This is a genomic window from Paenibacillus sp. FSL E2-0178 (genome assembly GCF_038593005.1).
Classification (GTDB): domain Bacteria; phylum Bacillota; class Bacilli; order Paenibacillales; family Paenibacillaceae; genus Paenibacillus_AQ; species Paenibacillus_AQ phytohabitans.
This window is the reverse complement of the sequence record NZ_CP151953.1, coordinates 4,610,744-4,622,774: the sequence shown is the minus strand read 5'-3', so window position 1 is coordinate 4,622,774 and position 12,031 is coordinate 4,610,744. Positions and strand designations below refer to the sequence as shown.

Here is a 12,031-nt window from a genome sequence, read left to right as displayed (position 1 = left end):
GCAAGTCTCCGGCGGCAGCAATGCCGGATCAGTTCATCCACCAGCGTTTGATGTCATTCCACAGCGAATGGTCCTCCTTGACAGGCTCGGCAATCTCAGGGTTGCTCCCATCCGGGGGAGCATCGGAGCCGGAGGCGGCATGCTGGTCGCAGTACTCAGTAGGCTCAGTGCCGCTGATGAAGGTCGTAAGCTCCTTCTCCGGACAGGCTGCTGTAGCCAGCTTGCCGGACTGCGGATTGATATATACGCTGACCACGCCATCAGGAATCGGGAAAATCTTCGGTGGTACATTCTCCAGCGCTTTTTCTGTAAACTGCGCAAAGATAGGCGCTGCACGTCTTCCATCCGCGGTGGCAATATCCCGGCCCTTGTCGTAACCTACCCAGACCGCAGTGGAGAGCTCAGGAGTGAAGCCCACCATCCAGCCGTCTGTGTCGGTAGTGCCTGTTTTGCCGGCGACCGGGCGTTTGATCATCGAGGCTACGCGGTTACCCGTTCCTCCGCTCTCAAATACGCCTTCCATCAGCCGGGTCAGCACATAAGCGGCGGCCGGTTCTACCACAGACTGCCCTTGAGGCTGCGGAGCTTCATATAGAAGATGTCCGCCCGCATCTGTAATTTTCAGAATTGCGGTAACAGGCTGCTTAACTCCGCCATTGCCGATAACTGCGAAGGCGGAAGCCATCTCCAGCGGACTGACAGGGGAAGTGCCGAGCGCCAGAGACGGGACACTTTGCAGCGGACTGTTGATTCCCATAGCAGCAGCCATAGCAGCCACCTTGTCCGCGCCAATCTTCATAATTGTATTTACGGCATAAATATTGTCGGAAGCGGCAATCGCCTGCTTCATGTTGATCTCACCGAGATACTTATCGCCGAAGTTGCGGGGCTGATAGGTTTTGCGGTTGTTGTCATAGTGGAACAGTGTCGGCTGGCTGTTGAAGACAGACAACCCGGTCATCTCCTTGGAAGACAGCGCGGATAAATACATAATCGGTTTAAAAGAAGAACCGGGCTGGCGTGTGGTGGCCAGGGCATGATTATACGCGCTCGAACGGTAATTGGTCCCTCCGACCATGGCCTTCACATAGCCGGTACGGGGGTCAATGGACACCAGGGCAGTTTCCAGCTCGCTGCTATGGTCCATTCCCTGATCCACGGCCTCTTCCGCAGCCCGCTGCATATCCGGATCAAGTGTTGTGTAGACATTCAGCCCGCCCTGATCCAGTTCGTCACTGCTGATATGCAGACTGTCTATAACGAGGCTGCGCACGTAATCGCGGAAATAAGGAGCGGCTACAGTGGTATCCTTCTGCCCCTGCGGTTTGAAGGTCAGCTTCTCCCTGGCGGCGGCCTCCGCCTGCGATTCCGTGATATCCCCTACATCGACCATGGCTGCCAGAATGATACCCTGCCGCTTAACAGCACTATCCAGGTGCGTGTAGGGCGAGTAATAGGTGGGGCCTTTGGGAACTCCGGCCAGCAGGGCACTCTCCGCCAGATCCAGGTCAGCGGCCGGTTTGCCGAAGTACATTTGGGCAGCGGCTTCAATACCATAGGCACCGTGACCATAATAGATTTCATTTAGATACATGTTCAGAATCTCGTCTTTGCTGTATTTCATCTCCAGCTGGAGGGTGTAGAGAGCCTCCTTGCTCTTGCGGGTCCAAGTTTTCTCATGGGTCAGGTACAAATTACGCGCAAGCTGCTGGGTTAGTGTACTGGCCCCTTGCGTACGCCCTCCTGCCTGCAGGTTGGCTAGTACCGCTCTGCCCATTCCTTTGAGGTCAAAGCCGGCATGACTATAGAACTTACGGTCCTCTACAGCCAGAGTGGCCTTGATGAGCAGCGGAGAGATTTGTTTAAGTTCCACAGGATCACGGCTGCGTCCGTCAGTAGTGAAGGTAGTCAGTACATTGCCCCTGGAGTCAAGCAGTCTGGAGCGGATATCATCCCCTAGAGGAGGTAGCGGTTTCTGATATAGGAACCCAAGCAGGACTCCGGCGCCCGCCAGGAACAGCAGGACAGAGAAGAGCATCAGCCGGAAGAGCCGGCGGAGGCGGCGTTTCGGGACTTTGGGTGCAGTAGAATCGCGCGGCATAACATCAGGCTCCTTCTATTTCATGCAGAAACGGCCGGGTTACCACTTAATTAAGTGGGCGAAGGCGTCTCTGCTGGTATTCTCCATTATGGGGAAGGAAGAGAGGAGATATTCATGCGGCGGCACGCAGCATCTCCATCCTGTGTGATTTTGTGATCTGTTATGGTAAAATTTTAGTTACTTTATGAATGCACGCCATATCACGTATAGGAGGATTGCCGCCATGGCTATTCGCGTATCCGCTGTACAATATCATTTGCATACCATTTCCTCCTTCGCGGAGTTTGCCGCCCGGTGCGAGCACTATATAAGGACTGCAGGGGAGTACGGAGCTGAATTTATCCTGTTCCCCGAATTTCTGACGACACAGCTGATGTCCATAGGCAATGAACAGGGAGAAGCGCTCGGTATAGAGGATCTGCCGCAGTTCACAGAACGTTACCGGGAGATGTTCTCCGGCTATGCCAGGAAATATGCTGTACATATTATCGGGGGCACCCATGTGCTGCGCCGGAACGATAAGCTCTATAATGTAGCTCACCTGTTTTACCCGGACGGAAGAATTGCCGAGCAGGCCAAGCTTCATATCACACCGGCTGAAGTTGAGGGCTGGAATATGGGCGCTGGTGAAGGACTGGAGGTATTCCAGACAGACAAAGGGACCATTGCCATGCTAACCTGCTATGATATCGAATTTCCGGAGATTGTACGCATGGCCCGGGCCAAGGGTGCGGATGTGATCTTCTGCCCTTCCTGTACAGATGACCGTCATGGCTTCCACCGGGTGAGGTATACCAGCCATGCCCGTGCCATTGAGAATCAGGTATACGTTGTATTGACAGGCACTGTAGGCTCGCTGCCTACCGTGGATCTGATGCGTGCCAACTTTGGGCAAGCGGCAGTCATTACGCCTAATGATATTCCCTTCCCTCCGCAGGGCCTGCTGGCCGAGGGGGAAATAGGCGGCGATATGATCATCACTGCCGATCTGGATCTGGAGCTGCTGTACCGCGTCCGTGAACACGGATCTGTAACTACGTGGCGCGACCGCCGGACGGATCTGTACACGGACTGGACCTAAGGAGGAAGAAAGGGAATGTATTATAAGAGCTTCTACGCTTTTGAAGGTAAAACCCCGGTGCCTGCGGTAATCCGCAGCTATACGGAAGCCGATTTCGCCGAACTGGTCACGATTCAGTCCGAAGCCTTTCCGCCGCCCTATCCTGCAGAGCTGTGGTGGAACCGGGAACAGCTGCTGAATCATGTAACGCTTTTCCCGGAAGGGGCACTGTGTGCAGAGGTGGACGGAGAACTGGCCGGCTCGGTAACGGGACTTAGAATCCATTATGATCCGGAGACACCGGCCCTTCATCATACCTGGTCGGAAGTTACGGATGACGGATATCTCACTACACATCAGCCGGACGGGAACACGCTGTATATTGCCGATCTGTGTGTCCGCCCCAAATACCGCAAGCTTGGACTGGGCAAGGAGCTGGTACAGGCGTTGTATCATGCTGTAGTGGAGCAAAAGCTGGAACGGCTGCTGGGAGCCGGGCGGATGCCGGGCTATCATCTAATGGCCGCCCGGATGCCGGCGGAAGCGTATCTGGCCGGAGTAGTGGCCGGTACCTGGTCTGATCCGGTCATTACTTTTCTGCTGCGCTGCGGGCGTGTACCGGTCGGCGTTGTAGCGGATTATCTGGAAGATGAGGAATCGGGAAATTACGCAGCGCTTATGGAATGGCGGAATCCTTTTCTATAAGTTTCTCTAAAATTTTCTATAATAGTAACTACAACCGGTATTGGAGGAGAGCCCTTACTATGGAATATAGAAGAATTACAAATGTAGCCGATCCTTTGTTCAGACAAGTACATCAGCTGCTGTCCGAAGTATTTCCACCCGAGGAAGTGCTGGAATACAGCTTATGGAAGGAACCCTTGGAGGATCCCGGCATTCGTGTGTTCGCCGCAGTGCATGAAGGTACAGTTGTCGGCACCACGGAATACCGTTACTATGCGGACTGGAATGTGGCGATGACCGATTTCACTATTATTGGCCGGGAGGGGCTGGGCGTAGGCCGCTTTCTGGCACAGCACCGGCTGAAGGATCTGCAGAAGCTGGCGGCTGACAATGGCCGGGAGCTGTTCGGAATGTTCGCCGAGATTTATGATCCTTACCGGGTAGAGCATGACTTCGGGGGGATTAAGCCGATGGACCCGTTTGTGCGCCGCGAAGTGCTGTCGCATCTGGGGTATAAGCGGATCGATTTTCCGTATGTCCATCCTTCCTGGCAGGGTGACGGGGAGGCGGTATCCGGTTTGGATCTATGTTTTATGCCCGGAAATGAAGAGCTGGAGGAGATCGGGGCGCCGCTCGTTGCTGATTTTCTGACCCGTTATTACGCAGTGCTGGAAGATAAGCCGGAGTCGTGGACCTCCATGGTGGAGCAGCTTAGAAGCAGAGAGCACTTGGTGCTGCTGCCGTTGTAATTATTTTTGCCGGAGAAATAGCCATTGAACTACTCTTCCGGATCAGGATATAGTGTACAATGGGAAAGCGAATATGACCTTAATGAATATTAGTATGAATAAGTGAGGAACGTGCAATGACTGAAGGACAGCAAGGCAAATATGCCGTTAGCGTAACGCTGGAAAGCGTGCAGGGCGGTGAGCGGAATGTGGTGCAAAGCGCAGGGGAAGCCATTATGAAAGGGCAATTCCTGTATATCCGCTATGAAGAAACGCAGCCAGGCCCGCAGGGCGGTGAGGTTTCTGTGCGCAACACCCTGAAGATTTCGGACCGTGGAATCAAGCTAATCCGCCATGGCGGTGTCCAGTCGGAGCAATCCTTTGAGCCGGGCCAGCGTCTGCCGGGGTTCTACCGCTCGCCTTATACACAGTTTAATCTCATCACCGATACCCGGAAGCTCGACATCATACGCGCCGGAAGGAAGCTTGCGGTTACATGGGAGTACGACTTGTACGTTTATGATGAGTTATCAGGACAGTTCGCTATAAGTTTGAATATACAGGAGGAACCACAATCATGACACAAAGTTTAAATCCGCTTCAGCTAGCCAATGAACGGGTGAAAGAGGCTATTGCCGAGGCTATCGTAGCTGCCGGCCTGGTGTCCCGGGAAGAGCTTCCGGCTATCGTGCTGGAAATACCCAAAGACAAGGCGCATGGAGATATGGCTACCAATGCCGCTATGCAGCTTACCAAAATTGCCAAACGCAATCCGCGGCAAATCGCTGAGGCCATTATCGAGCACCTGGATACCGGTAGCGCTTCTATTGAGAAGGCGGAAATTGCCGGTCCGGGGTTTATCAACTTCACGTTATCCAAAAGCTATCTGTATCCTGTTATTGCCCTTGTTGCCGAGCAGGGTGACGATTATGGCCGCATAGAGATCGGTAAAGGGCAGAAGGTGGAAGTGGAATTCGTCAGCGCGAATCCAACCGGCAGCCTGCATTTGGGCCATGCCCGCGGAGCTGCTGTCGGGGATGCGCTCTGTAACGTACTGGATTATGCCGGTTACAAGGTAACGCGCGAGTACTATATTAACGACGCCGGTAACCAGGTCGCCAATCTGTGCAAATCGATCGAGACCCGTTACCTGCAGGAGCTGGGCCAGCCGGCTGAGATGCCGGAGGACGGTTATCACGGGGAAGATATCAAAGGCTTCGCCAAAGAGCTTGTCGCTGAGAAGGGCGACTCCCTGCTCGCAATGACCCCGGGTGACCGCGCTGCGTTCTTCCGCACCTACGGTCTGGCCAAGGAACTGGACAAAATCAAACGCGATCTCAGCCGTTTCCGGGTCAACTTCGATATCTGGTTCAGCGAAACCTCCCTGTACGAGAACGGCGAAGTGCTGCGTTCGCTTGACGAGCTCCGGGAACGCGGTGAAGTATATGAAGAAGAAGGCGCCACCTGGCTGCAGACCACCAAATACGGCGACGACAAAGACCGCGTGCTGATCAAGAATGATGGTACATACACGTACCTCACACCGGATATTGCCTACCATAGCGACAAATACGGCCGCGGCTACGACAAAATGATCAACATCTGGGGAGCTGACCACCACGGCTACATCCCGCGGATGAAGGCCGCCATGTCGGCGCTGGGCAATGATCCCGAGAAGCTGGTCGTGCTGATTGCGCAAATGGTCAGCCTGTTCCAGAACGGCGAGAAGGTCAAAATGTCCAAGCGTACTGGCAAGGCCGTTACGATGGAAGACCTGATGGAAGAGGTTGGCCTGGACGCCATCCGTTACTTCTTCACGATGCGCAGTATGGATTCTCATCTGGACTTTGACATGGATCTGGCGATTTCGACATCTAATGAGAACCCCGTATTTTATGTCCAGTACGCTCATGCGCGCATTTGCAGCATTTTCCGCCAGGCGGAAGAGCAGGGCATTAAGCTGCCGGATTATGCCGACATTGATTACAGCAAGCTTACAGCCGTCCATGAATACGATCTGCTCCGCAAAATCGGTGAGCTGCCGGCGGAAATTACGATTGCTGCCGAAGGCTATGCACCGCACCGCCTGGTCCGTTACGTGTATGACCTTGCCTCGCTGTTCCACAGCTACTACAAGGCAGAGCGCGTAATCACCGAGGACGCTGCTCAGACCGTAGCCCGTCTTGCCCTGCTGGGCGCGGCGCGGACGACGATTGCCAACGTCCTGCGTCTGGTTGGCGTTACCGCACCGGACCGGATGTAACCATAGCATGATGCAAAGCGCCGCCCCCTGTTACCGGGGGCGGCGCTTTTTAGCATGGGCTTGCTGGCTGAGGCGGCAGCACCGCCGCATGCTAAGCCTTCGCCGCTGCTGCGGCTTTGGCGGTGCTGCTGCTGCCGCTGCTGCGCCGTGCCCGGGCGCCCGCGCGCAGCAGGCGCAGCGCATCGGCCGCGCCGCCGCCCAGGGAGGCGCGGCGCTGGCCCTTGCGCAGCCGCACCGGCGAGGCTGTGCGGCGCAGGAGCAGCTTCAGCTCGCGGGGCGACAGCCCCGGCCGCAGCGCGAGCAGAAGGGCCGCGGCACCGGTGACATGCGATGTCGCCATAGAGGTGCCGCTCATTTCTTTATACCCCTCCCGCAGCCAGCAGGAGGGGATGCTCTCACCCGGACCGTATACGTCGATATACGGTCCGCGGTTGCTGAAGGCGGCGACGCGCTGCCTTCTGTCAAGGGCCCCTACGGCAATAGTCTCCGGATAGCGCGCGGGGTAATCCCCGCCGCGCTTGCCGTCGTTGCCGCTGGAGGCGATGATGGCAATCCCGGCCCGGTAGGCCTTGATCACCACATCATGCAGGGCTTTGCTTCTGTTTTTCATCCCGAAGCTCATATTAATGATATCGATTTTGTTCTGCACGCACCAATCGATGCCCAGGACAATATCAGACACATAGGCGGAGCCGCTGTGGTCAAAAGCCTTGACCGGATAGATCAGCGCCCTGGGGGCTACGCCCATCATGCCGCGCGTCCCTCCGGCTGCAGCCAGGGTACCGGCAATATGTGTGCCGTGGCCATTGTCATCGAGCGGCATCATACCGCGGTTCAGCAGATTGACCCCGGAAGCGAGAGAATGCTTCAGATCGGGATGGCGGAAGTCCACGCCCGTATCGATGACGCCGATCTTCACATGGACTCCCGTAGATTTGGACCAGGCCTGCGGGGCATGAATCGACTTGACCCCCCAGGGCATCATGGCAGAACCGCTTTTATCCGGTGCCACGGAGTGAACCTGAATCCGGTGATCTTCTTCTATACATAGGGAATCAGCATAACGGTCCATCAGCTTTCCTGCTCCGGCGGCGGGCACGAAGAAGGCCCGGATCAGCGTAGATACCTGAACCTGCCGCAGCCCCGGCGTTTTGGTCTTAAGTGATTTCCACTGTGATAGCGCTCCGGCATACATGCGGGGATCGTTGAAGGTCACAATACGCCGCTGGGCATTTGTGGGGGCAGCCTTAATCTCTTCAAGCAGCATCTGCCAAAAACCGTAATAATCCATAAGTTACGCCGTCCCCTCCTCGGTGCCGTGCTGCCATATAGTATGAAAAGAGGCAGACGTCCGAATGGGAACTTGCCCTTTTTTAGCGAAATGGGCTGCCCATCGTGTCAAAAGGCGGAGGATTACATAAAATGAACAGAAGGGAACCGCAAGGCCCCTTTGCAACATCCCGTAAGGAGCCGATCCTTGGCGTGGATACAGTCATGTGCGGAGGGTTTCCCTCCGCCTTTTTGAATTTAGGGGAATCATTTGGGTTACATAGAGGTTACGGATAATCAGCCCTCCTGCGTTTTCCCGCAGAAGCGGGTGTATTAGACTTGCAATTTGCACGCAAATAGGTTTTACTTAGGTTTGTTAATGGATATCATGAATTAAGCATGATTTGTAATGTGAACAATGCGTGAGAGGAAGTGTCCTTTAGTGAGTACGCCACTCAATTTAAAGCTGGACCCTGAGAAAGTTAAAGAAATACCGATGGTCGACCTGGCTTTCCTGGTGCTTAAGGCAGCCAATACACCTTACTACTACCGTGATCTGATGGTCGAGGTAGCCAAGCTGCGCGGGATGACCGATCAAGAGAGCCAAGATACTATTGCACAGTTATATACCGAGATTAACATTGACGGGCGTTTTGCCTGTGTCGGAACCAACCTTTGGGGCCTGAAACGCTGGTACCCGCTGGAACGCTCCGATGATCCTGTCGGCAACACCAAACGCGTACGTATCATCAACGATGAGGACGACGATTTGGAAGATGACGACTTTGCCGAAGAAGAAGAGAATTATGCTGCGGAGGAAGAGGATTTCGATGCGATTGATGAAGATCGCGACGACCTCTATTCTGACGACGACAGCGAAGAGGAAGTTGACGAAGATGTTGTCATTGATGAAGATGACATTGACGAAGACGAAGCGGATGAGGAAGATTCCGAAGACGGCGAAGAAGACGAAGCCGATGATGAGGAAGAGGACGAGAAATTTTAGAATAGTCTTTCCGGCGGTGTAATTCGTCCCTTGACAGGGGCAGGACCGTCAGAGTAAACTATTGCATGGGCTTATAATGAAAGTTAATATGTTTTCTAAAATAAAAAGTGCCCCGGGTCTACGGGTGTCACTTTTTTGTTTTTTTAAAAGATAAGAATTAATATGCTTCGCGCAATCAATGTTCCTTATCTTTCTCGCTGAAACGGTGCCGTCCTTTAAAAGGACGGCAAAGCCGTTTCTACTTGGATGCCAAAAAACTGCGGTTTTCCGTAATTCTGGGGACTCTGGTCTTAAGTTTTGGCGGTTCTGAAGCAACTTTTGGGTTCCCCGGTTTGATGATGGAAAAAAGGGTTACGATAAACAACAAGCGTCCCCTGAATTTCTGGACTTTATTTAGGAGGGTTTTACAGTGACAAAGTATATTTTTGTAACGGGTGGCGTTGTGTCGTCCCTTGGCAAAGGCATCACCGCCGCTTCGCTGGGCAGGCTGCTCAAGAACAGAGGTCTGAAAGTAACGATCCAGAAATTCGATCCTTACATCAACGTAGACCCTGGAACTATGAGTCCTTATCAGCACGGGGAAGTGTTTGTAACCGATGATGGTGCGGAGACTGACCTGGACCTTGGGCATTATGAACGGTTTATTGATATCAATTTGTCGAAGAACAGCAACGTAACCACAGGTAAAATTTATTCCTCCGTTATCAGCAAAGAGCGCCGCGGGGAATATTTGGGCGGCACCGTTCAGGTTATCCCGCATATTACGAATGAAATCAAGGAACGGGTATTCCGCGCAGGCCGTGAGACCGGTTCGGATGTGGTCATTACGGAGATTGGCGGTACTGTAGGGGACATCGAGAGCTTGCCGTTCATGGAAGCGATCCGTCAGATCAAGAGTGACATCGGCCGTGAGAATGTCATGTACATTCATGTTACGCTGATTCCTTACATCAAGGCTGCAGGCGAAGTGAAGACGAAGCCAACACAGCACAGTGTAAAAGAGCTGCGCAGCATCGGAATTCAGCCGAATGTGATCGTGTGCCGTACGGAGTATCCTTTGACCGATGATATGAAGGCCAAGCTTGCTTTGTTCTGCGATATTGATAAGAATGCCGTTGTGGAATGCCGCGACGCTTCAACCCTGTATGAAGTTCCGCTTAACCTGCGCGACGAAGGCTTGGACGAGATTGTAGTCAACCACCTGAAGCTGACTACCCCTGCGCCGGATATGCGTGAATGGGAGAGCATGCTGGAACGGATTCAGAAGCTGGAACGTACCGTTGAGATCGCTATTGTCGGTAAATATGTAGCGCTTCATGATGCTTATTTAAGTGTTGTAGAGTCACTGTCGCATGCCGGATTTGCCTCCAATGCCGAAGTGAAACTCCGGTGGGTGGATGCAGAGCTGGTTACGGATGAGAATGTGGACGAGCTGCTGGGCGGCATCGGCGGCATTCTGGTTCCGGGCGGCTTCGGCGACCGCGGGATCGAAGGCAAGATTTCGGCTATCCGCTATGCGCGTGAGCAGTCCATTCCGTTCTTCGGGATCTGCCTGGGTATGCAGGTGTCTGTGATTGAGTACGGCCGTTCCGTGCTCGGAATGACCGGTGCGAACAGCTCCGAGATCGATCCAGCTACCGCGTATCCGCTGATTGACCTCTTGCCTGAACAGAAGGATATTGAGGATATGGGCGGCACCATGCGCCTCGGACTGTATCCTTGCAAGCTTTCCCCTGGTTCACTGGCGATGTCGTGCTATGATGATGAACTGGTCTATGAACGCCACCGTCACCGGTATGAGTTCAATAACGCTTACCGCGATGAGATGGAGAAGGCAGGTCTGGTCTTCTCCGGAACCTCCCCTGACGGCCGTCTGGTTGAGATTGTTGAGCTGCCGGGTCACCCTTGGTTCCTGTCCGTGCAATTCCATCCGGAATTCACTTCACGTCCGAACCGTCCGCAGCCGCTGTTCCGTGAATTTGTCAAAGCATCGCTTACCCATTCCGAACAGCTGTAATAAATATCTTCAGGGCCTGCCGGTCCTGCGGGAGCCTCCTTACGGGGGCTTTCTTTTTTGGAGATGAAGGAAATATACATTTTACACTAAACTTTATTCTTCTATTTTCTCTTGTTATAGGTCTCATTTATGATATCTCCCAAATTACAAGGGGACTGTACTACCGCTTTTTAACTGGAAATACACCTTTATATGGCATAGATTTACGCATTTTAACCAATTAGCAGGATTTTGGCTACAAAGCACGAATAATAGGTTTCGTATAGACTAAGTTGAAGCGGGGCCGTTAGCTGTGAGAGGGCGCGGTATAGACAATCTGCCTTAAATTCTGGGAGGGTATCGTATGGAAAAAAAGAAAGTATTAATTGTCGATGATCAGAATGGAATCCGGATTCTCCTCATGGAAGTATTTAATAGTGAAGGTTATGCCACCTTTCAGGCAGCTAACGGAAAATTGGCACTCGAGATCGTCAAGAACGAATCGCCGGATATGGTTCTGCTCGATATGAAAATCCCGGGGATGGACGGACTGGAGATCCTCAAGCATTTGAAGGAGCTGAACCCGGCGATCAAAGTGATTATGATGACGGCTTACGGAGAACTGGACATGATCAAAGAAGCGACCAAGCTGGGAGCCCTGATGCATTTCACCAAGCCGTTTGATATCGATGAGATGCGGGTTGCCGTTAATATGCATCTGCACAATAAGTCGGTTGATCAATGCAGCTAGCTTAGAAATGAACAGTTTGGGTAAGTCCTGTTATGGATACGCTAAAGAGGGAAAGTCCCGCAGGAATATGGGCTGGCTGAATATCGTCCCACCGGGACATTTTTTTGTGTATCCTATTTAGTATTTGACACAGGATGTGCTATAATAGGCCTGTATGTGATGTCGGCTTATAT

General features: G+C 53.2%; 10 protein-coding genes. 8 read left to right on the top strand and 2 right to left on the bottom strand.

Going from position 1 to position 12,031, the window contains the following annotated elements; translation table 11 throughout:
- Window positions 1-28 precede the first annotated feature (28 nt).
- Window positions 29-2,101, bottom strand: a complete 2,073-nt coding sequence (locus tag MHI42_RS19975) for a PBP1A family penicillin-binding protein (protein ID WP_342420464.1) — start codon at window positions 2,099-2,101, stop codon at window positions 29-31.
- Window positions 2,102-2,324: 223 nt separating this feature from the next.
- Here MHI42_RS19975 and MHI42_RS19970 point away from each other — a divergent pair, with 223 nt between their 5' ends.
- The 5 genes from MHI42_RS19970 to argS all read left to right on the top strand — a co-directional run bounded on the left by MHI42_RS19970 (window position 2,325) and on the right by argS (window position 6,836).
- A complete protein-coding gene (locus MHI42_RS19970) occupies window positions 2,325-3,182 on the top strand; it encodes a carbon-nitrogen hydrolase family protein (RefSeq protein ID WP_042132723.1) in 858 nt (285 codons plus the stop codon).
- A 15-nt stretch (window positions 3,183-3,197) separates the two neighbouring features.
- Complete coding sequence (locus MHI42_RS19965) at window positions 3,198-3,866, top strand: GNAT family N-acetyltransferase (protein ID WP_171717577.1); 669 nt, start codon at window positions 3,198-3,200, stop codon at window positions 3,864-3,866.
- A 59-nt stretch (window positions 3,867-3,925) separates the two neighbouring features.
- The gene (locus MHI42_RS19960; protein ID WP_342420463.1) at window positions 3,926-4,594 is read left to right on the top strand and encodes a GNAT family N-acetyltransferase; all 669 of its coding nucleotides are present in this window, start codon (window positions 3,926-3,928) and stop codon (window positions 4,592-4,594) included.
- 116 nt (window positions 4,595-4,710) lie between these two features.
- On the top strand, window positions 4,711-5,154 hold the full coding sequence (locus MHI42_RS19955; protein WP_342420462.1) for a DUF1934 domain-containing protein: 444 nt from the start codon (window positions 4,711-4,713) through the stop codon (window positions 5,152-5,154).
- Window positions 5,151-6,836: an arginine--tRNA ligase gene (gene argS, locus MHI42_RS19950; protein WP_171717574.1), complete on the top strand. Its 1,686-nt coding sequence runs from the start codon at window positions 5,151-5,153 to the stop codon at window positions 6,834-6,836. Before MHI42_RS19955 ends, argS begins: the two co-directional genes overlap by 4 nt.
- A gap of 91 nt (window positions 6,837-6,927) precedes the next feature.
- Here argS and MHI42_RS19945 read toward each other — a convergent pair whose 3' ends face one another.
- Window positions 6,928-8,127 carry a S8 family peptidase gene (locus MHI42_RS19945; protein WP_342420461.1) on the bottom strand — a complete coding sequence of 400 codons (1,200 nt, stop codon included), beginning with the start codon at window positions 8,125-8,127 and terminating at the stop codon, window positions 6,928-6,930.
- A gap of 420 nt (window positions 8,128-8,547) precedes the next feature.
- Here MHI42_RS19945 and rpoE point away from each other — a divergent pair, with 420 nt between their 5' ends.
- The 3 genes from rpoE to MHI42_RS19930 all read left to right on the top strand — a co-directional run bounded on the left by rpoE (window position 8,548) and on the right by MHI42_RS19930 (window position 11,858).
- Window positions 8,548-9,111 (top strand): DNA-directed RNA polymerase subunit delta, encoded by a 564-nt coding sequence (gene rpoE / locus MHI42_RS19940; protein ID WP_039309628.1) that lies wholly within the window; start codon window positions 8,548-8,550, stop codon window positions 9,109-9,111.
- Between the two features lie 409 nt (window positions 9,112-9,520).
- Window positions 9,521-11,128 (top strand): CTP synthase, encoded by a 1,608-nt coding sequence (locus MHI42_RS19935; RefSeq protein ID WP_039309630.1) that lies wholly within the window; start codon window positions 9,521-9,523, stop codon window positions 11,126-11,128.
- A gap of 343 nt (window positions 11,129-11,471) precedes the next feature.
- Entirely contained in the window at window positions 11,472-11,858 is a 387-nt protein-coding gene (locus MHI42_RS19930; protein ID WP_042132729.1) for a response regulator, read from the top strand.
- The last annotated feature ends 173 nt before the right edge of the window (window positions 11,859-12,031 follow it).